Origin of the sequence: Streptomyces hawaiiensis (genome assembly GCF_004803895.1) — a bacterium.
Classification (GTDB): domain Bacteria; phylum Actinomycetota; class Actinomycetes; order Streptomycetales; family Streptomycetaceae; genus Streptomyces; species Streptomyces hawaiiensis.
Genome location: NZ_CP021978.1, coordinates 5,110,555 through 5,130,849 on the forward strand (window position 1 = coordinate 5,110,555; position 20,295 = coordinate 5,130,849).

Here is a 20,295-nt window from a genome sequence, read left to right on the forward strand (position 1 = left end):
GGTGATCATGACAACAGCCTCCCCGTATTCCACCGGCCCGTCCCCGTACCCCCACCCGACCGGTCCGTCCCCCCACCCCACCGGCCAGCCCTACCACCGCATGGACCGCACCACAGGCCGTCACCGCTGGTGGCGGGCATGGGTCGGGACCCTGTTGCTGGCCGTCGCCTACTTCGTGATCCTCCTCGTGCTGTTGGGCGTCACCTACGGTCTCGGAACGGCGATCGGTGCGCCGGAACTGCCCGACGCCGGTGTCGACTTAGGGCCGCTCGGGAACACGGCGATGGATCTCGTGTCCATCGCGATAGCCCTGCCCCTGGTGCTGCTGGCCACGCTGTGGCCGGCGAGACGGCCCGCGGGCACCGTCTCGTCGGTGACCGGACGGCTGCGGATCGGCTGGCTGGGGTGGTGTCTGCTGGCCGGGCTGCCGCCCCTCCTCCTGCTCACGGCGACGGCCTTCCTCCTGCCGGGCGAGCCGGGCGAGTCCGACACCTGGGTGGGCCTGCGCTCCTTCCTCGCGGCCCTGGCCGTGCTGGCCGTCCTCGTCCCGTTGCAGGCCGCGGCCGAGGAGTACGTCTTCCGCGGCTGGTTGACCCAGGCGGTCGGCGCGTTCGTGCGCTCCCCCTGGCTCGCGGTCGTCCCGCAGGCCGTGCTGTTCGCCGCGGCCCACGGCTGGGGCACCCGGTGGGGCTTCCTCGGTCTGCTGGTGAACGGTCTGGTGGCGGGGCTGCTCACGATCCGCACCGGCGGCCTGGAAGCGGCCATCGCCCTGCACGTCCTGAACAACCTGCTGGCCTTCGGCGCCTCCGCCGCGGTCGTCGGTGGACTGTCGTCGGACGAGACCGCGGCCGACGCGCCCTGGTCGCTGGCCCTCGCCGCCATGGTCACCGACCTGCTCTACGCGGCGATCGTGCTGTGGCTCGCCCGGCGGCGCAAGCCGCAGCGCCTCTCCGCCCCGGCGATGCCGCCCGCCCCGTACCCCTACCCCGCCCGCACGGCCTGACGTCCAGCCCCCCGAACCCCTGGCGTACGCTGGGCTGGTCCGTCCACAACCCTTACGAAAGGGACGCCCGGTGACCGAGAAGGCCGACCTTCAGCCCATCCTCGACCGTGCAGCCGCCGGTGGGCGGATCACCCCGGACGAGGCGCTCGTGCTGTACCGGGACGCCCCGCTGCACGCGCTGGGCGCCGCCGCCGACGCCGTACGCCGCCGCCGGTACGCCGGGACCGAGCACATCGCGACGTACATCATCGAGCGCAACATCAACTACACGAACGTGTGCGTCACGGCCTGCCGGTTCTGCGCGTTCTACGCCGCGCCCAAGGACACCGCCAAGGGCTGGACGCGTGACCTGGACGACATCCTGCGCCGGTGCGCGGAGACCGTCGAGCTGGGCGGCACGCAGATCATGTTCCAGGGCGGACACCACCCGGACTACGGCGTCGAGTACTACGAGAAGCACTTCGCCGCCATCAAGCAGGCCTTCCCTCAGCTGGTCATCCACAGCCTGGGGGCATCCGAGGTCGAGCACATGGCCCGGATCTCCAAGGTGTCCGTCGAGGAGGCCATCCAGCGTATTCACGCCGCCGGCCTCGACTCCTTCGCCGGCGCCGGTGCCGAGCTGCTGCCCGAGCGGCCCCGCAAGGCCATCGCCCCGCTGAAGGAGTCCGGCGAGCGCTGGCTGGAGATCATGGAGATCGCGCACAACCTGGGCGTGGAGTCCACCTCCACCATGCTCATGGGCACCGGCGAGACCAACGCCGAGCGCATCGAGCACCTGCGGATGATCCGCGACGTCCAGGACCGTACGGGCGGCTTCCGCGCCTTCATCCCGTACACCTACCAGCCCGAGAACAACCACCTGAAGGGCCGCACGCAGGCGACGCTCTTCGAGTACCTGCGGATGATCGCCATCGCGCGGCTGTTCATGGACAACATCGCCCACATCCAGGGCTCCTGGCTGACCACGGGCAAGGAGGTCGGGCAGCTCTCCCTGCACTACGGCGCCGACGACCTCGGCTCGATCATGCTGGAGGAGAACGTGGTGTCGTCGGCCGGTGCCAAGCACCGGTCCAACCGGATGGAGATCATCGATCTGATCCGGAAGGCGGGCCGGGTGCCCGCCCAGCGCGCGACCACGTACGAGCACCTCGTCGTCCACGACGACCCGGCGAACGACCCGGTCGACGACCGTGTGGTCTCGCACATCTCCTCGACGGCGATCGAGGGCGGCACGGCTCACCCCGAGCTGAAGCTGCTGGCGCCCAACTGACCCGGCCGTGCTGACGATCCATGCCGCTCCGCTGGTCCTGCCGGCGGGCGCGGCATCCGTCGTGGACGGACCCGTCGTGGACGGACCCGTCGTGGACGGGGCCGTCGTGGACGGGGCCGTCGTGGACGGGGCCGTCGTGGTGGACGGCGACCGGATCACGGCCGTCGGGCCGTACGAGGACGCCGTCGACAGCGCGCCGGGCGCGCGGGTGCGACGCTGGCCGGGTGTGCTCACGCCGGGGCTGCGCCAGTGGCACCCGCTGTGGCTGCTGCGCCACTGCTACCACCCCGACCCGCGAGAAGCCGACGAACTGGGCGAACAGCCCCTGTGGGGCGAGCGGCTGGCCGCCCTGGGCGACCTCACCGAGACACGCTGGTCGGGCAGCATACGCCGCGGTGTGCAGCGGATGCTGCGGTACGGCACGACGGCGGTCGCCTCGCCCGGCGCCCGCTTCCGCGATCCGCTGGTGGCCACGGCCGTCGCCCGGTCCGGGCTGACCGTCGTGGGGACCACACAGGCTCCCGGCTCGCTGCTCGGCGAGCGGCCCGACCTCGACCCGTTCGCGGAGGGGTACGACCTCCCGGGCACGGTCCACGGCCCGCTGACCATCGGCGGCCGGGCCGACCTGGCCGTGTTCGACGTACCCGACGAGGCGGCCCTGCGGGAGCGCGGCGCGGCGACCTGTGTGGCGACCGTGCTGGCCGGCCGGCTGGTGTACCGGGCCCGCTGACGCCGGGTTTCAGCCCGCGAACGCCTTCCCGAACGCCCCCGGCTCCTGCGTCACGCCGCTGCAATCGGTCGCCGCCTTGGCCGAGTCGGAGCCGTCCGCGCACTGCCGGTCCCGGGCCGTCGACCACATCGACACCCAGGCGATGCCCTTCTCCTCGGCGAACGCGCGGACCTCGGCGGCGTCCGCGAGCGTGAACGTCTCCCCGGCCACGTCGTTGACGCCGATCATCGAGGTGAGCGCCATGCCCCGCCAGGCGGCCGCGTCCGAGGTGCCGAAGGTCTTCTTCAGCTGAGTGTGCGCGGCCTGGGCGGCCGCGCGGGCGTAGCCGCCCATGTCCCCGTCGTACGACGAGCCGTAGTTCATCGTCATGAGGTTGACGGTGGAGACCTGTACGCCGTTGTCGTTGGCGGAGGCGAGCAGAGCGAGGCCGTCCTCGTCCAGGCCCTCGGGCATGACCGGCAGGGTGAACGAGACCTCCAGTCCGGCCCGTTCCTCCTGCAACCGGGCGATCGCCTTCGAACGCAGGGCGATGGAGGCGGAGTCGGAGAGTTCGTCGCCCTCGATGTCGAAGTCGGCCAGGGTCGCGCCGGCCGCGTCGAGGGCCTTGCCGTAGGCCGTCGCCAGCTCCGAGGCGCTGTCGCAGTTCACCGCGAGTTCCTTGCCGGAGGCGCCGCCGAAGGAGACCCGGACCCGGACGCCGTCCTCCTTGAGCTTGGCGATACGGGACGTGACGGCAGAGTCGCCGATGGCGTGCGTGCCGTCCCAGCGCGGGGTGCAGTCGTCGCCCTCGGCGATGACGAACGCCAGGTTGTACGTCGTGGGGGAGCCGGCGGAGTCCGTGCCGGCGGCCTCGGTGGCGCTCACGTACGGGGCGTACGACGTGCCGGGTCCGGCTGTCGCCGAGGGGGTTGTGGGGGTCGAAGGGGACGCGTCGCCCTGCCCGGAGCATCCCGCGGCGGCGAGGGCGACCAGACAGCCCAGCCCGGCCGCCACCGGTGTGCGGTAACTCCTCATGACGTGCGCTCCCGTGCTCGTGAGGTCTGGGGGTCGGACAGGAAGTACGTTTCCCGGCAGCAAACGTCTCACGATGTGCCTGGCCGGTACCCCTCCTGGCATCGTGGTGTTCGTGCGGCTGGGTGGAGGACGTGGCGGCACGGAAGCAGCCGCGGCTCGTGCCCGGAGGTGGTGCTGCAAGAATGGGCCCGTGACCCGCGCATCCCTGGACAAGCAGCCGCACGAAGTCGCCTCGATGTTCGACGACGTGGCGGAACGGTACGACCTGACCAACGACGTGCTGTCCCTCGGCCAGGACCGGCGATGGCGCAAGGAGGTCGCCAAGGCGGTCGACGCGCGCCCCGCGCAGAAGATCCTCGACCTGGCGGCGGGCACGGGCACCTCCTCGCTGCCCTTCGCCCGCACCGGTGCCTACGTCGTCCCGTGCGACTTCTCCCAGGGCATGCTCCAGGTCGGCAAGCAGCGGCAGCCCTGGCTGCCGTACACCGCCGGCGACGCGACGAGGCTCCCCTTCAAGGACGACACCTTCGACGCCGTCTCCATCTCCTTCGGGCTGCGCAACGTGCAGGACACGGACGCCGCCCTGCGCGAGATGCACCGGGTGACCCGGCCCGGCGGGCGGATCGTGATCTGCGAGTTCTCGCACCCGACATGGGCGCCGTTGCGCACCGTCTACACCGAGTACCTGATGCGCGCCCTGCCGCCGGTCGCCCGGACGGTGTCCTCCAGCCCCGACGCCTACGTCTACCTCGCCGAGTCCATCCGCGCCTGGCCCGACCAGCCCGCCCTGGCCGGGCGGCTGGGCAAGGCCGGCTGGTCCCGGGTGGCCTGGCGCAACCTGAGCGGCGGGATCGTGGCCCTGCACCGTGGGTTCAAGGCGAGCTGACCCTAGGGCGAGCTGAGGACCATGTAGGGGTCGCCCGGCTCGTCCAGCTCGCGCTGGAGACCGCCCCTGGGCGGGCGCGGGATCCGCGGTTCGTGCACGCCCCCGCCGCCCTCACCGGGACCGAAGTCGAACCACACGTAGACCATCGAGTCCCGCGGCACCTCGGCCCCGGCCTGCGGGTACTGGCGTACGACGTAGTCGACGACGGCCAGGTGGAAATCGGGCCGGTCCGGCGCGTTCAGGAGGAGACCCCGCGCCCGGGCCGTCTCCCGCGCGTCCACGGCCATCAGACCGACCAGGCGCGGCACGCGCACGTCGGGTGTCTTGCGGGATATGTGCACAGATGTCACCCCCAGCGGTACGGGAAGGGTAACTCCCGCCCCGCACCGGCCGGAAGCGACAGGTGTCTTTCTGTGACAGTCGACTACTCTCGGTCAGGAGCCCGGAGATCGAGCCGGTAGCAGTGCCCCGCCCGCTGCGAGGCCGGCGTCGTGAACGTCTCGGCGAGGCGCATCCCCAGGCGCTGCGCCACCGCGATGGACCGGCTGTTGCGGGCGTCGACCATCGCGACGACGCCCGTTACGCCGGTCGCCCGCATCCGCTCCAGCGTCTGCCGCGCGGCCGCGGTGACATAGCCCTTGCCCCAGTGCTCCCGGCCCAGCCGCCAGCCGATCTCGATCTGGCCGGCCGGGCCCCAGGCCCGCTCCCACGGCTGGGCGCCGGTGAAGCCGATGACCTGCCCCGACTCGTCGAGCACACTCCACAGGCAGAAGCCGAGTTCGGCGTCGTGCCGGCGCTGGCGGGCGGTGAGCTCCTCGTAGACCGAGAGCTCCGCGGCCCTGCCGCCCTGGAACTCCATGACGTCCGGGTCGTCGAAGATCCGGTGCCAGACGAACGCGTCCTCGTGGGTGGGGACGCGAAGCCGCACAGCGGGCAGAGCTCGGTTCACGGAGGCAGCCCTTCAGCCGGGTGATGAATGCTGCTGCATAGACTGCCCATGTCCAGTGCCGGTCGGCACACGAGATTTAAGAACTTGGGGAGATCCCGCCGTGACCGTCGTGACCGAGCCCCTCTCCGAGAACACCGCCGATGTGATCGTCGTGGGCGCGGGGCCGGCCGGCTCCACCACCGCCTACCACCTCGCCAAGGCCGGACTCGACGTCCTCCTGCTGGAGAAGACCGAGTTCCCGCGCGAGAAGGTCTGCGGCGACGGCCTCACCCCGCGTGCCGTCAAGCAGCTCGTCGCGATGGGCATCGACATCTCCGAGGAAGCGGGCTGGCTGCGCAACAAGGGCCTGCGCATCATCGGCGGCGGGGTGCGGCTCCAGCTCGACTGGCCGGATCTCGCCTCCTTCCCCGACTACGGACTCGTCCGCAAGCGCGACGACTTCGACGAGCAGCTCGCCCGGCAGGCCCAGAAGGCCGGCGCCCGGCTCTTCGAGCGGTGCAACGTGGGCGCGCCGATCCTGGACGAGCGCACGGGCCGCATCACCGGTGTGCACGCCAAGCTCGGTGAGGAGAAGCGCGAGGTCACCTTCCGCGCGCCGCTCGTCGTGGCCGCCGACGGCAACTCCACCCGGCTGTCCCTGGCGATGGGCCTGCACCGCCGCGAGGACCGCCCGATGGGCGTGGCGGTGCGCACGTACTTCACCAGCCCGCGCCACGAGGACGACTACCTGGAGTCCTGGCTGGAACTGTGGGACCGCCGCGGCGCCGAGGACCGCCTCCTGCCCGGCTACGGCTGGATCTTCGGCATGGGCGACGGCACGTCGAACGTCGGCCTGGGCGTCCTCAACACCTCCGACTCCTTCAAGGAGCTGGACTGGCGCGAGGTCCTGAAGGCCTGGTGCGCGTCCATGCCGGAGGACTGGGGCTACACCCCCGACAACATGACCGGCCCGATCCGCGGCGCCGCCCTGCCGATGGCCTTCAACCGCCAACCGCACTACACCAAGGGCCTGCTGCTCGTCGGCGACGCCGGCGGCCTGGTGAACCCCTTCAACGGCGAGGGCATCGCCTACGCCATGGAGTCCGGCCAGATCGCCGCCGACGTCATCGTCCAGGCCCACGCCCGGCCGACCCCCGCGAGCCGCGAACTGGCCCTCCAGCGCTACCCGCGCGTCCTGAAGGACACCTACGGCGGCTACTACACGCTCGGCCGCGCCTTCGTGAAGCTCATCGGCAATCCGAAGGTCATGCAGATCGCGGCCCAGCGCGGCCTCACGCACCCCCTGCTGATGAAGTTCACGCTGAAGCTCCTCGCGAACCTCACCGACCCGACGGGCGGCGACGCGATGGACCGCATCATCAACGGCCTCAGCAAGGTGGCGCCGAAGGCCTGAGCGGACGGCAGCGACCGGCCTGCCGGTGTGGATGCCGGTGCCTTGAGCGGGTTTGTCGGCTTGCGGTGCCGATGGCTTGAGCGGGTGGCGGGCTTACGAGGCCGATGGCTTGAGGCGGTGGCCTGCTTGCGCGGCAGCGGCTTGAGCGGGTCGGCGGTCTGTGAGCCGGAGGCCTGTGCGGGGAGCCGGCCCGTGACGCCGGTGGTCCGGTCAGGTGTTCAACGCCGCGACGTTGGCGGACCTGCACGAAGACGCTTGGCATCGGTTTGTCTCCCTGTGATGGTGCCGTGGTGGCGGGAGAGCGGGCTTCCGGCATCGGAAGCCCTCCCCGCCCTTCGGGGCTCATCACAACAGACCGGCCGGGCCGGTCCCAGGGGCAGTCCGGCCACACGGAGCCGGCGGCGTCAACGCCCCTGCCAGGCCCGGACAATTCGGGCGCAAGACGCTGGAGTGACGGGAGCGCACGGGCGGGCCGCGGTGCCGGGTGGCCCCCAGAAGGGCCCTGACGGCCCCTGGAGCGGCCCGGAACCGGGCCGAGGGGTGACGGGGGCCTGGACGACCCCGGACAGGCCGGGAGGGCCGTTGCCTCACAGCGGCAGCGACCCTCTGCCCCGAATGCAGGGATGCGTCGGACGACGCGTGACGTCAGAGGACGCGTACCGCGCCCGACGCCGGGTAGCCCGACAGGTCCTGGATGACGACGCCCTTGGACGGGTTGGCCGCGTCCAGGTACTGGCCGTCCCCAATGTAGACACCCACGTGGTACGCGGAGCCCTTGCCGCCCCAGTACAGGATGTCGCCGACCTGGACGCTGGACAGCGGCACGTCCGTGCCAGCCATCGACTGGTCCTGCGAGACGCGCGGCAGGTCCACACCCACCTGCTTGTACGCGGCCTGCACGAGGGAGGAGCAGTCCCAGGCGTTGGGACCGGTGGCGCCCATGACGTAGGCGTCGCCCACCTGGGCCTTGAGGAACGCGATGACCGTCGCGACGCTGCCGCTGGCAGGGGCCGACACGGAGGTCGAGGCGGACGCGGAGGTGGAGGCGGAGAGGGTGGCGCGCTCGGCGCTGCGCGTGGCGCGCTCGGCGGCGGCCTTGCGGGCGGCCTCGGCGGCCTTCTTCTTGGCCTCCGCCTTCTTCTTCGCCTCGGCGAGGTCCTTCTTGGCCTCCGCGGCGGCCTTGGTGGCGGCGGCGTCACGCTCGGCGCGCAGCTCGTAGTTCGCGGCGGCCTGCTGGGTGGCGGCCGCGGACTGGGCGACCTGAGCGGACATATCGGCCGTCAAGGTGGGCAGTTCGATGGTCTGCGTCACCGGCTCGGCGGCGTTCGCCGAAGCCGACGCACCCGCCGCTGCCATGCTGAGAACGCCACCGGCAACTCCGGCACGCATGGCGATCGAGGAGGTCGCGCTGCGGCGGGGTTTCCGGTGGCTGCGTATGTGAGCGGTGTGGGACATGGGAATAACCGGTACCAGGGGCTCCTTCATATCTTCAAGAAACGTGTGCTGCGCCACAGTTACTCAATCGGGCCCTCAAAACCCCCGAACGAGGCTCTTTATTGACGCCGTAACGGACATTGCGGGCGCCTCGTGACCGGCCTGTGATCACGGTCTTTGATCAATACGCCCGAATTGCCCCGCGCCTACCACCGGTTGGGTTGATTGGCCAAGCCCCGTTCTCATGGAGCTCTCATCCATGTGACGGAGGTCACGCAACGGCCGCCCCGCCGGTCGCGTCCCGGCGCGTAGATCACGACCGGGTCACGAGCACGCGAAGATCGTGAACGCTTGCACGCGTCCACACCTCGCCCCACACGCCCTCTGATGTGTGAACGCGCCTCTATCAAGAGATCAAGTCCATCGCCAATTTGCATGCACGAGAACCCTCTTGATATTGAGACGACCCCTCCGGCCTGCGGTGACGAGCCAAAATGTCACCTCTCGTGATCACTCGGACGCTTCGCGTGTGAAGATCACCGCTCATCCGACTTCATGATCGATCGTCAGGTGGTGGAGATCACAAAGCTTGTGCAATACCCCGTGTCGCAGATCACAGAGCGTCGGGCATAAGATGCACGCGGTTGGGCTTGTGACCTGCTTCACATGTTCCCGATCTTCGCCGGGGCGGGCGGGGTTCGAGGGACAGGTGGGGCGGATGTGAGCCCGACGTAATCCGCCAGCAGTCAGTGCCGACTGAGAGGAGCGAGGAGCGGTGAACGCTTATGCGCCCATCCTCGTACTGGGAGCCCTCGGGGCAGGCTTTGCGATCTTCTCCGTGGTCATGGCCACGTTGATCGGGCCGAAGCGGTACAACCGCGCCAAGCTCGAGGCCTACGAGTGCGGCATCGAGCCGACCCCCACGCCGGCCGGCGGCGGGCGCTTCCCGATCAAGTACTACCTGACGGCGATGCTCTTCATCATCTTCGATATCGAGATCGTCTTCCTCTACCCCTGGGCCGTCACCTTCGACGCCCTGGGGATCTTCGGGCTCGTGGAGATGCTGCTCTTCGTGCTCACCGTCTTCGTCGCGTACGCGTACGTATGGCGGCGCGGCGGCCTGGAATGGGACTGAGGGGCCACAAGTCATGGGACTCGAAGAAAAGCTGCCGAGCGGCTTCCTGCTGACCACCGTCGAGCAGGCCGCGGGCTGGGTGCGCAAGTCGTCGGTCTTCCCGGCCACGTTCGGCCTCGCCTGCTGCGCCATCGAGATGATGACCACCGGCGCCGGGCGCTACGACCTGGCGCGCTTCGGCATGGAGGTCTTCCGGGGCTCGCCGCGCCAGGCGGACCTGATGATCGTCGCCGGCCGGGTCAGCCAGAAGATGGCGCCGGTGCTGCGGCAGGTCTACGACCAGATGCCGAACCCCAAGTGGGTGATCTCCATGGGGGTCTGCGCCTCCTCCGGCGGCATGTTCAACAACTACGCCATCGTCCAGGGCGTCGACCACATCGTGCCGGTCGACATCTACCTCCCCGGCTGCCCGCCCCGGCCGGAGATGCTGCTGGACGCGATCCTCAAGCTCCACCAGAAGATCCAGAGCTCCAAGCTCGGCGTGAACGCCGAGGAGGCGGCCCGCGAGGCGGAGGAAGCGGCGCTCAAGGCGCTGCCCACCATCGAGATGAAGGGGCTGCTGCGGTGAGCGACGCGAACGGCAACACCGGCGGTGCGAACCCGGAGAAGGACCTCAGCGCGTCCAACCTCCCCGGGCAGCGCGGCCAGGGCGGCGAGGAGATCCGCGTCCAGCGCGGCATGTTCGGCGCCGGGAACGGCGGCGACACCACCGGCTACGGCGGCCTGGTCCGATCGGTCCGGCTCCCAGGACCGGCGACCCGCCCCTACGGCGGCTGGTTCGACGAGGTCGCCGACGAGCTGGAGGGCGCGCTGGAGGAGCAGGGCCTGGTCCCCGGCAACGCCATCGAGAGGACGGTCGTCGACCGCGACGAGCTGACCTTCCACATCGAACGCGAGCACCTGGTCCGCGTCGCCCGCACACTGCGCGACGACCCGGCACTGCGCTTCGAGCTGTGCACCGGCGTCAGCGGTGTGCACTACCCGAACGACAAGGGCCGCGAGCTGCACGCCGTCTACCACCTGCGCTCGATCACCCACAACCGGGTGATCCGCCTGGAGGTCAGCGCCCCCGACAGCGACCCGCACATCCCGTCGCTGTTCTCGGTCTATCCGACGAACGACTGGCACGAGCGCGAGACGTACGACTTCTTCGGAATCGTCTTCGACGGCCACCCGGCCCTGACGCGGATCATGATGCCGGACGACTGGCAGGGCTTTCCGCAGCGCAAGGACTACCCCCTCGGCGGCATCCCCGTCGAGTACAAGGGCGCCCAGATCCCGGCTCCGGACCAGCGGAGGTCGTACTCATGAGCACTTCGCACGCCTCCCCTCGCGAGACCACCGAGGGCACCGTCTACACCGTCACCGGCGGCGACTGGGACGAGGTCGTCCAGTCCGCGGCCCGGGCCGACGACGAGCGCATCGTCGTCAACATGGGCCCGCAGCACCCCTCCACGCACGGCGTGCTCCGCCTGATCCTGGAGATCGAGGGCGAGACCGTCACCGAGGCCCGCTGCGGAATCGGTTATCTGCACACCGGCATCGAGAAGAACCTCGAGTACCGGCCGTGGACGCAGGGCACCACGTTCGTGACGCGCATGGACTACCTGACGCCGTTCTTCAACGAGACGGCGTACTGCCTCGGCGTCGAGAAGCTCCTCGGCATCGAGGACCAGATCCCGGACCGCGCCTCGATCATCCGCGTGCTCCTGATGGAGCTGAACCGGCTCTCCTCGCACCTGGTGTGCATCGCCACCGGCGGCATGGAGCTCGGCGCCACCACGATCATGATCTACGGATTCCGTGATCGTGAACTCATTCTCGATATCTACGAGCTGATCACCGGCCTGCGGATGAACCACGCGTACATCCGCCCCGGCGGACTCGCCCAGGACCTGCCGCCCGGCGCGGTGGACCAGATCCGCGAGTTCGTGAAGAAGATGAAGAAGAACCTCCCGGAGTACGACAAGCTCGCCACCGGGAACCCCATCTTCAAGGCCCGTATGCAGGACGTCGGCTACCTCGACCTGGCCGGCTGCATGGCCCTCGGCGCGACGGGCCCGGTCCTGCGCTCCACCGGCCTGCCGCACGACCTGCGCAAGTCCCAGCCGTACTGCGGCTACGAGACGTACGACTTCGAGATCCCGACCGCCGACACCTGCGACTCCTACGGCCGCTTCCTGATCCGGCTGGAGGAGATGCGCCAGTCCCTCCGGATCGTCGAGCAGTGCCTGGACCGGCTCCAGCCCGGCCCGGTCATGGTCGCCGACAAGAAGATCGCCTGGCCGGCCCAGCTCGCCCTGGGCCCCGACGGACTCGGCAACTCCCTCGACCACATCAAGAAGATCATGGGCACGTCCATGGAGGCCCTGATCCACCACTTCAAGCTGGTCACCGAGGGCTTCCGCGTCCCGCCGGGACAGACGTACGCGGCGGTCGAGTCGCCCAAGGGCGAGCTCGGGGTGCACGTCGTGTCCGACGGCGGCACCCGCCCCTACCGGGTCCACTTCCGCGACCCGTCCTTCACCAACCTGCAGGCCATGGCGGCGATGTGCGAGGGCGGCCAGGTCGCCGACGTCATCGTCGCCGTCGCGTCCATCGACCCCGTGATGGGAGGCGTCGACCGGTGACCACATCGTCTTCCGAGCGGGGCGTCAGCCTGGGCATGCCCGAACTGCCCGCACCCGCCTACCCGGACGACGTCCGGGCCCGTCTGGAGACGGACGCGCGCGAGATCATCGCCCGCTACCCGGACTCCCGGTCCGCCCTCCTGCCGCTGCTGCACCTCGTGCAGGCCGAAGAAGGGCACGTGACCCGCACCGGCATGCGGTTCTGCGCGGACGTGCTCGGCCTGACCACGGCCGAGGTCACCGCGGTCGCCACCTTCTACACCATGTACCGCCGCCGGCCGAGCGGTGACTACCAGGTGGGGGTGTGCACCAACACCCTGTGCGCCGTGATGGGCGGCGACGCGATCTTCGAGGAGCTCCAGGAGCACCTCGGCGTCGGCAACGGCGAGACCACCGGCGACGGCAAGGTCACCCTGGAGCACATCGAGTGCAACGCGGCCTGCGACTTCGCGCCGGTCGTGATGGTCAACTGGGAGTTCTTCGACAACCAGACCCCGGCCAGCGCCAAGAGCCTCGTCGACGACCTGCGCGCGGGACGGCCGGTCACGCCCACCCGCGGGGCTCGCATGTGCACCTTCAAGGAGACCGCCCGGGTCCTGGCCGGGTTCCCCGACGAGCGGGACGGGGTCGTGGAGTCCGGGGGAAGCGCGGGACCCGCCTCCCTGGTCGGCCTGAAGCTCGCCAAGGGGGAGACCTCCCCCGCGCGCGTGGTGCACCCGCGCGGTGAGGCGGCCCGGACCGGGGCACCGCACGAGCCGTCACCGACGGAGCACCTGAGCTCGCACGACGCGCCGCAGGACACATCGGCCTCCGACCCGGCCCACCCGGCCGGGCCCACCGCCGAGGAGGGGGAGTGATGACCTTGGCACCCGAGCTGAAAGACACGAGCCCCGAGAAGCTGCTCGCACCGGTGCTGTCGGCCTTCTGGGACGAGGACAGGTCCTGGACGCTGGACGTCTACCGACGGCACGACGGGTACGAAGGGCTGCGCAAGGCGCTCGCCATGTCGCCGGACGACCTGATCGCGTACGTCAAGGACTCCGGTCTGCGCGGGCGCGGCGGCGCCGGGTTCCCGACGGGGATGAAGTGGCAGTTCATTCCCCAGGGAGACGGAAAGCCGCACTATCTGGTTGTCAACGCCGACGAGTCGGAGCCCGGGACGTGCAAGGACATCCCGCTCCTCTTCGCGAACCCGCACAGCCTCATCGAGGGCATGATCATCGCGTGCTACGCCATCAGGTCTTCGCATGCCTTCATCTATCTGCGTGGTGAAGTCGTCCCGGTGCTGCGGCGGTTGCACTCGGCCGTGCGCGAGGCGTACGAGGCCGGCTTCCTCGGCGAGAACATCCTGGACAGCGGACTCGACCTCGACATCACCGTGCACGCGGGCGCGGGCGCGTACATCTGCGGTGAGGAGACCGCACTGCTGGACTCGCTCGAAGGCCGCCGGGGCCAGCCGCGGCTTCGTCCCCCCTTCCCTGCCGTCGCGGGCCTCTACGCGTGCCCGACTGTGGTGAACAACGTCGAATCGATCGCCTCGGTTCCCGCGATCCTGCAGCGGGGCAAGGAGTGGTTCCGGTCGATGGGCAGTGAGAAGTCGCCCGGCTTCACGCTCTACTCCCTCAGCGGTCACGTCGCCGGCCCCGGCCAGTACGAGGCGCCGCTCGGGATCACGCTCCGCCAGCTCCTCGACATGAGCGGCGGGATGCGCCCCGGGCACCGCCTCAAGTTCTGGACGCCGGGCGGCTCCTCGACCCCGATGTTCACCGACGAGCATCTCGACGTCCCTCTTGATTACGAAGGAGTGGGCGCCGCGGGTTCCATGCTCGGCACAAAGGCTCTCCAGTGCTTCGACGAGACGACCTGTGTGGTCCGTGCCGTCACCCGCTGGACCGAGTTCTACGCCCACGAGTCCTGCGGCAAGTGCACACCCTGCCGCGAAGGCACCTACTGGCTCGTGCAGTTGCTGCGCGACATCGAGGCCGGCAAGGGACAGATGTCCGACCTCGACAAGCTGAACGACATCGCCGACAACATCAACGGCAAGTCCTTCTGCGCCCTCGGCGACGGCGCCGCCTCGCCGATCTTTTCCTCGCTCAAGTACTTCCGCGAGGAGTACGAGCAGCACATCACGGGCCGGGGCTGTCCCTTCGACCCGGCCAAGTCGACGGCTTGGGCCGACCGCACGGAGGTGAACGCATGACCGTGACCACCAGCTCTCCCTCCGGCGGGGGAGAGGCGGCGGTCCCGCCGGAGGACCTCGTGTCGCTGACGATCGACGGCGCGGAGATCAGCGTGCCCAAGGGCACCCTGGTCATCCGGGCCGCCGAGCAGCTCGGCATCGAGATCCCCCGGTTCTGCGACCACCCCCTGCTCGACCCGGCCGGCGCCTGCCGCCAGTGCATCGTCGAGGTCGAGGGCCAGCGCAAGCCCATGGCGTCCTGCACCATCACCTGCACCGACGGCATGGTGGTCAAGACCCATCTCACCTCCCCGGTCGCGGAGAAGGCCCAGAAGGGTGTGATGGAGCTCCTGCTCATCAACCACCCGCTGGACTGCCCGGTCTGCGACAAGGGCGGCGAGTGCCCGCTGCAGAACCAGGCCATGTCGCACGGCGACGCCGACTCCCGCTTCGAGGGCCGCAAGCGGACCTACGAGAAGCCCGTCCCGATCTCCACGCAGGTGCTGCTCGACCGCGAGCGGTGCGTGCTGTGCGCCCGCTGCACCCGGTTCTCCAACCAGGTCGCGGGCGACCCGATGATCGAGCTGATCGAGCGGGGCGCGCTCCAGCAGGTCGGCACCGGCGAGGGCGACCCGTTCGAGTCGTACTTCTCCGGCAACACCATCCAGATCTGCCCGGTCGGCGCGCTGACCTCGGCGGCGTACCGATTCCGCTCCCGCCCCTTCGACCTGGTCTCCTCACCGTCGGTGTGCGAGCACTGCTCCGGCGGCTGCGCCACGCGCACCGACCACCGGCGCGGCAAGGTCATGCGGCGTCTCGCGGCCGAGGACCCCGAGGTCAACGAGGAGTGGATCTGCGACAAGGGGCGGTTCGGGTTCCGGTACGCGCAGCAGCGCGACCGGCTTCAGACGCCGCTGGTGCGCAACGCCGAGGGCGAGCTGGAACCGGCCTCCTGGCCGGAGGCGCTGCAGATCGCCGCCCAGGGCCTGCTGGCCTCCCGGGGCCGCACCGGAGTCCTGACCGGCGGCCGCCTCACCATCGAGGACGCCTACGCCTACAGCAAGTTCGCGCGCGTGGCGCTCGACACCAACGACATCGACTTCCGCGCGCGCGTGCACAGCGGAGAGGAGGCCGACTTCCTCGCCGCCCGGATCGCCGGACGCGGCCGGGACCTCGACGGCACGGGCGTCACCTACACCGCGCTGGAGAAGGCACCGGCCGTCCTGCTGGTCGGGTTCGAGGCGGAGGAGGAGGCACCCGGCGTCTTCCTGCGACTGCGTAAGGCTTGGCGCAAGCACGGGCAGCGGACCTTCTCGCTCGCCACACACGCCACCCGGGGTCTGGAGAAGGCCGGCGGCACGCTGCTGCCGGCCGCTCCCGGCACCGAGACCGAGTGGCTGGACGCGCTCGCGAACGGCGCCGGCCTGGAGGACGACGGTGCGCTCGCCGCCGAGGCGCTGCGCACCGAGGGCGCGGTGATCGTCGTCGGAGAGCGGCTGGCCGCCGTGGCCGGCGGGCTCACCGCCGCCGCGCGTACCTCCTCCGCCACCGGCGCCCGGCTGGTGTGGATGCCGCGCCGGGCCGGGGAACGCGGCGCGATCGAGGTGGGCGCGCTGCCGTCGCTGCTGCCGGGCGGGCGCCCGGCCACCGATCCGCGCGCGCGTGACGAGGTCGCCGGCGTCTGGGGCGTGGCGGATCTCCCGCACCGCTACGGCCGTGACACCGGCCAGATCGTGGAGGCCGCCGCGACCGGGGAACTCCAGGCCCTGCTGGTGGCGGGCGTGGAGATCGCCGACCTGTCCGACCCGGCACGCGCGCGTGCGGCGCTCGACGAGGTGGGCTTCCTGGTCTCGCTGGAACTGCGGCCGAGCGAGGTCAGCCGCAAGGCCGATGTCGTCCTGCCCGTCGCCGCGGTCGCCGAGAAGGCCGGCACCTTCCTCAACTGGGAAGGCCGGATCCGCTTCTTCGAGGCCGCGCTCAAGCCCGACCAGATGACCCGCCGCTCCGCGCCGACCGACGCGCGCGTGCTGCAGATGCTGGCCGACGCCATGGACGTCCACCTCGGACTGCCGGATCTGCGCACCGTACGCGGCGAGATCGACCGGCTCGGCACCTGGGACGGCCCGCGGGCCACGGAACCCCTGGAGACCGCGGCCGCGCTGCCGCGGCCGGCCGCCGGGGAAGCCGTACTCGCCGGGCACCGGCTGCTGCTCGACCAGGGCCTCCTCCAGCAGGGCGACGAGGCACTCGCCGGCACCCGGCACGCCGCCCGCGCGCGGGTGTCGTCCGCGACGGCCGCCGAGGCGGGCGTCAAGGACGGCGACCTGCTCGCGGTCACCGGCCCCCAGGGGGTCGTGGAACTCCCGATCCAGATCAGCGACATGCCCGACCGGGTGGTGTGGCTCCCGCTGAACTCCACCGGCGGCGGCGTCGCCTCCGACACCGGGGCGCGGCCCGGCTCCCTCGTCCGCATCGGCCCGGCGACACTCGCCGGCGAGGCCCCCAAGGAGGTGGAGGCATGAGCCCGTACCTCGCCGCAGAAGACCTCTCGATGTTCGGCACCGACCCCTGGTGGCTGGTCGCCATCAAGGCGGTGTTCTGCTTCGCCTTCCTGATGGTGACCGTGCTGGTCTCCATCGTCATGGAGCGCAAGGTCGTCGCCTGGATGCAGCTGCGCATCGGCCCGAACCGGCACGGTCCCTGGGGCATGCTCCAGTCGCTCGCCGACGGCATCAAGCTGATGCTGAAGGAGGACGTGATCGTCAAGCGCGCGGACAAGGCGGTGTACGTCCTCGCGCCGGTCATCGCGGCGATCCCGGCCTTCATGGCGATCGCGGTGATCCCCTTCGGCCCGGCCGGCAACGAGATCTCGATCTTCGGCCAGCGCACCACGATGCAGCTCACCGACCTGCCGATCGCGATGCTCTACATCCTCGCGGTCGCCTCGGTCGGCATCTACGGCATCGTGCTGGCGGGCTGGAGCTCCGGCTCGACGTACCCGCTGCTGGGGGGCCTGCGCTCCTGCGCGCAGATGATCTCCTACGAGATCGCGATGGGCGCCGCCTTCGCCTCCGTGTTCCTCTACTCGGGGTCGATGTCGACGTCGACGATCGTCGAGCAGCAGGCCGACCGCTGGTACATCGTGCTGCTGCCGGTCTCCTTCATCATCTACATCGTGACGATGGTCGGTGAGACCAACCGCGCCCCCTTCGACATGCCGGAGTCCGAGGGCGACCTGGTCGGCGGCTTCAACACCGAGTACTCGTCGATCAAGTTCGCGATGTTCATGCTCGCCGAGTACGTCAACATGGTGACCGTCTCGGCCGTCGCCACCACGCTGTTCCTCGGCGGCTGGCGGGCCCCCTGGCCGATCAGCACCTTCTGGGAGGGCGCCAACCACGGCTGGTGGCCACTGCTGTGGTTCACGGTCAAGGTCCAGCTGCTGCTGTTCATGTTCATCTGGATCCGCGGCACCCTCCCGCGTGTCCGCTACGACCAGCTGATGAAGCTCGGCTGGAAGGTCCTCATCCCGGTCTCGCTGGTGTGGCTGATGCTCGTCGCGAGCGTGAGGGCCTTCAGGAACGAGGGCTACGACTTCGCCGACATCGCCCTCTACGTGGGCGGCGGCGTCCTCGCCCTGCTCCTGCTCTCCTTCGTCGCCGACGTGTTCCGCGAGAAGGCCAAGAAGGCCGAACAACCGGCCGAGACCCCGGCCGCCTTCGACCCGATGGCGGGCGGATTCCCCGTACCGCCCCTGCCCGGACAGGAACTCCCACCGGTCCCGCGCCGCCGCTCGCACCGTGAGCGGGAGCTGATTGTCAGTGGCGGGCCCGATACTCAGAGTGACGGATCTCTGGGCGGAACTACGGATGGAAAGGAGGCGTCCGATGACTGAGGAACCCAAGGACACCAAGCCCGGTTTCCAGAACCCCGTGGCCGGCTTCGGCGTGACCTTCAAGGCCATGTTCAAGAAGCGGCTGACCGAGCAGTACCCGGAGCAGCAGAAGACCACGGCCCCGCGCTTCCACGGACGGCACCAGCTCAACCGCCATCCCGACGGCCTGGAGAAGTGCGTCGGCTGCGAACTGTGCGCCTGGGCCTGCCCCGCCGACGCGATCTACGTGGAGGGCGCGGACAACACCGACGAGGAGCGCTACTCGCCGGGCGAGCGGTACGGCCGCGTCTACCAGATCAACTACGCCCGCTGCATCCTGTGCGGCCTGTGCATCGAGGCCTGCCCCACCCGCGCGCTCACGATGACCAACGAGTTCGAGCTGGCCGACTCCAGCCGTGCCAACCTCATCTACACCAAGGAGCAGCTGCTCGCCGGTCTCGAGGAGGGCATGGTCGACTCGCCCCATGCCATCTACCCCGGGACGGACGAACAGGACTACTACCGGGGCCTGGTGACGGAGGCGGCGCCCGGCACCGAGCAGCAGGTCGCCCACTCCGAGGGCGAGGTCGTGCAGGAGGCCGACTCGACCTTCGGCGGGACGGAACCGGCGTCGGGGAAGGTGACCGGCCGATGACCACCCAGCTCGCCGCCTACTCCACCTCCACCGGAGAGGCCGTCCAGTTCTGGATCCTCGGCACCGTCGCGGTGATCGGCGCCCTGGGCACCATCCTCATGAAGAGGGCCGTGCACAGCGCCCTCTGCCTCGCCGGCACCATGATCGTCCTGGCGGTGTTCTACCTCGCCAACGGCGCCTACTTCCTGGGCGTCGTGCAGATCGTCGTCTACACCGGCGCGATCATGATGCTGTTCCTGTTCGTGGTGATGCTCGTCGGCGTCACCGCGGCGGACTCCCTGAAGGAGACCATCAAGGGCCAGCGCTGGCTGGCCCTGCTGTGCGGACTCGGCTTCGGCGTTCTGCTGATCGCCGGGATCGGCAACGCGTCCCTGAAGGATTTCAACGGCATCGGTCAGGCGAACGCCGGGGGCAACGTGGAGGGCCTGGCCGCTCTCCTCTTCACCAAGTACGTCTTCGCGTTCGAGATCACCGGCGCCCTGCTCATCACGGCCGCCGTCGGCGCCATGGTGCTCACCCACCGCGAGCGCACCGAGCGCGCCAAGACGCAGCGGGAGCTCTCCGAGGAGCGCGTCCGCGAGGGCAAGCAGCTGCCGCCCCTGCCGGCGCCCGGTGTGTACGCCCGGCACAACGCGGTCGACATCGCGGGCCTGCTGCCCGACGGCACACCGTCCGACCTCACCGTCAGCAAGACCCTGCGCGAGCGCGGCCAGATCCGTGACGTCTCGCAGGAGGCGATCAACGACCTCAAGGCCCTGGAGCAGCGGTCCGAGGAGAGGCTGGAGCGCCGGGCGGTCGGGCCGGCGAAGTTCCAGCGGTCCGAGGAGGCGCCGAAGTGAACCCCGTCAACTACCTCTATCTCGCGGCCCTGTTGTTCACGATCGGCGCCAGCGGCGTGCTGATCAGGCGCAACGCGATCGTCGTGTTCATGTGCATCGAGCTCATGCTCAACGCCTGCAACCTCGCGTTCGTCGCCTTCTCCCGGATGCACGGCAACCTCGACGGCCAGGTCATCGCCTTCTTCACGATGGTCGTCGCCGCCGCCGAGGTCGTCGTCGGGCTCGCGATCATCGTGTCCCTGTTCCGTGCCCGCCACTCGGCCTCGGTCGACGACGCCAGCCTGATGAAGCTGTAAGGGGT

20 protein-coding genes are annotated in these 20,295 nt (G+C 70.1%); 16 read left to right on the forward strand and 4 right to left on the reverse strand.

Annotated elements, in window-relative coordinates; all coding sequences use genetic code 11:
• The first annotated feature begins 7 nt into the window (after positions 1-7).
• The 3 genes from CEB94_RS23640 (at position 8) to CEB94_RS23650 (ending at position 3,003) form a co-directional block, all read left to right on the forward strand.
• A complete protein-coding gene (locus CEB94_RS23640; protein ID WP_246111894.1) occupies positions 8-1,003 on the forward strand; it encodes a CPBP family intramembrane glutamic endopeptidase in 996 nt (331 codons plus the stop codon).
• Between the two features lie 70 nt (positions 1,004-1,073).
• A complete protein-coding gene (gene mqnC, locus CEB94_RS23645) occupies positions 1,074-2,273 on the forward strand; it encodes a cyclic dehypoxanthinyl futalosine synthase (RefSeq protein WP_175434123.1) in 1,200 nt (399 codons plus the stop codon).
• Between the two features lie 7 nt (positions 2,274-2,280).
• Positions 2,281-3,003: an imidazolonepropionase-like domain-containing protein gene (locus CEB94_RS23650; protein WP_175434124.1), complete on the forward strand. Its 723-nt coding sequence runs from the start codon at positions 2,281-2,283 to the stop codon at positions 3,001-3,003.
• A 9-nt stretch (positions 3,004-3,012) separates the two neighbouring features.
• Here the strand turns inward: CEB94_RS23650 and CEB94_RS23655 are convergent, their stop codons facing one another.
• Positions 3,013-4,017 (reverse strand): chitinase, encoded by a 1,005-nt coding sequence (locus CEB94_RS23655; protein ID WP_175434125.1) that lies wholly within the window; start codon positions 4,015-4,017, stop codon positions 3,013-3,015.
• 190 nt (positions 4,018-4,207) lie between these two features.
• Between CEB94_RS23655 and CEB94_RS23660 the strand changes: the two genes are divergently transcribed.
• Positions 4,208-4,903 carry a demethylmenaquinone methyltransferase gene (locus tag CEB94_RS23660; RefSeq protein WP_175434126.1) on the forward strand — a complete coding sequence of 232 codons (696 nt, stop codon included), beginning with the start codon at positions 4,208-4,210 and terminating at the stop codon, positions 4,901-4,903.
• Between the two features lie 2 nt (positions 4,904-4,905).
• Here CEB94_RS23660 and CEB94_RS23665 read toward each other — a convergent pair whose 3' ends face one another.
• Both CEB94_RS23665 and CEB94_RS23670 read right to left on the reverse strand, forming a co-directional pair.
• Entirely contained in the window at positions 4,906-5,217 is a 312-nt protein-coding gene (locus CEB94_RS23665) for a PASTA domain-containing protein (RefSeq protein ID WP_175437130.1), read from the reverse strand.
• A 110-nt stretch (positions 5,218-5,327) separates the two neighbouring features.
• Positions 5,328-5,852, reverse strand: a complete 525-nt coding sequence (locus CEB94_RS23670) for a GNAT family N-acetyltransferase (protein WP_175434127.1) — start codon at positions 5,850-5,852, stop codon at positions 5,328-5,330.
• A 100-nt stretch (positions 5,853-5,952) separates the two neighbouring features.
• On the opposite strand from CEB94_RS23670, the gene CEB94_RS23675 reads away from it, so the two are divergent.
• Entirely contained in the window at positions 5,953-7,245 is a 1,293-nt protein-coding gene (locus tag CEB94_RS23675) for a geranylgeranyl reductase family protein (protein WP_175434128.1), read from the forward strand.
• A 645-nt stretch (positions 7,246-7,890) separates the two neighbouring features.
• On the opposite strand, the gene CEB94_RS23680 is transcribed toward CEB94_RS23675, so the two are convergent.
• A complete protein-coding gene (locus tag CEB94_RS23680; protein WP_175437131.1) occupies positions 7,891-8,730 on the reverse strand; it encodes a C40 family peptidase in 840 nt (279 codons plus the stop codon).
• A gap of 724 nt (positions 8,731-9,454) precedes the next feature.
• Between CEB94_RS23680 and CEB94_RS23685 the strand changes: the two genes are divergently transcribed.
• The 11 genes from CEB94_RS23685 to nuoK are packed head-to-tail and all read left to right on the forward strand — an operon-like array spanning position 9,455 to position 20,290.
• Positions 9,455-9,814, forward strand: a complete 360-nt coding sequence (locus tag CEB94_RS23685; RefSeq protein WP_003974383.1) for an NADH-quinone oxidoreductase subunit A — start codon at positions 9,455-9,457, stop codon at positions 9,812-9,814.
• A 13-nt stretch (positions 9,815-9,827) separates the two neighbouring features.
• Complete coding sequence (locus CEB94_RS23690; protein ID WP_031141109.1) at positions 9,828-10,382, forward strand: NuoB/complex I 20 kDa subunit family protein; 555 nt, start codon at positions 9,828-9,830, stop codon at positions 10,380-10,382.
• Positions 10,379-11,125, forward strand: a complete 747-nt coding sequence (locus tag CEB94_RS23695; RefSeq protein ID WP_175434129.1) for an NADH-quinone oxidoreductase subunit C — start codon at positions 10,379-10,381, stop codon at positions 11,123-11,125. The genes CEB94_RS23690 and CEB94_RS23695 overlap by 4 nt, the downstream gene beginning before the upstream one ends.
• The gene (locus tag CEB94_RS23700) at positions 11,122-12,444 is read left to right on the forward strand and encodes an NADH-quinone oxidoreductase subunit D (protein ID WP_175434130.1); all 1,323 of its coding nucleotides are present in this window, start codon (positions 11,122-11,124) and stop codon (positions 12,442-12,444) included. Before CEB94_RS23695 ends, CEB94_RS23700 begins: the two co-directional genes overlap by 4 nt.
• Entirely contained in the window at positions 12,441-13,301 is an 861-nt protein-coding gene (gene nuoE, locus CEB94_RS23705) for an NADH-quinone oxidoreductase subunit NuoE (protein WP_175434131.1), read from the forward strand. The genes CEB94_RS23700 and nuoE overlap by 4 nt, the downstream gene beginning before the upstream one ends.
• Positions 13,301-14,647, forward strand: a complete 1,347-nt coding sequence (nuoF, locus tag CEB94_RS23710) for an NADH-quinone oxidoreductase subunit NuoF (RefSeq protein ID WP_381102711.1) — start codon at positions 13,301-13,303, stop codon at positions 14,645-14,647. The genes nuoE and nuoF overlap by 1 nt, the downstream gene beginning before the upstream one ends.
• Positions 14,644-17,148: an NADH-quinone oxidoreductase subunit G gene (locus tag CEB94_RS23715; protein WP_175434133.1), complete on the forward strand. Its 2,505-nt coding sequence runs from the start codon at positions 14,644-14,646 to the stop codon at positions 17,146-17,148. Before nuoF ends, CEB94_RS23715 begins: the two co-directional genes overlap by 4 nt.
• Positions 17,145-18,521, forward strand: coding sequence for an NADH-quinone oxidoreductase subunit NuoH (gene nuoH / locus CEB94_RS23720; RefSeq protein ID WP_175434134.1), 1,377 nt, complete (start codon positions 17,145-17,147; stop codon positions 18,519-18,521). Before CEB94_RS23715 ends, nuoH begins: the two co-directional genes overlap by 4 nt.
• Entirely contained in the window at positions 18,514-19,155 is a 642-nt protein-coding gene (gene nuoI, locus CEB94_RS23725; protein ID WP_175434135.1) for an NADH-quinone oxidoreductase subunit NuoI, read from the forward strand. Before nuoH ends, nuoI begins: the two co-directional genes overlap by 8 nt.
• The gene (locus CEB94_RS23730; protein WP_175434136.1) at positions 19,152-19,994 is read left to right on the forward strand and encodes an NADH-quinone oxidoreductase subunit J; all 843 of its coding nucleotides are present in this window, start codon (positions 19,152-19,154) and stop codon (positions 19,992-19,994) included. Before nuoI ends, CEB94_RS23730 begins: the two co-directional genes overlap by 4 nt.
• Positions 19,991-20,290 (forward strand): NADH-quinone oxidoreductase subunit NuoK, encoded by a 300-nt coding sequence (nuoK, locus tag CEB94_RS23735; RefSeq protein ID WP_175434137.1) that lies wholly within the window; start codon positions 19,991-19,993, stop codon positions 20,288-20,290. Before CEB94_RS23730 ends, nuoK begins: the two co-directional genes overlap by 4 nt.
• Positions 20,291-20,295: the final 5 nt, after the last annotated feature.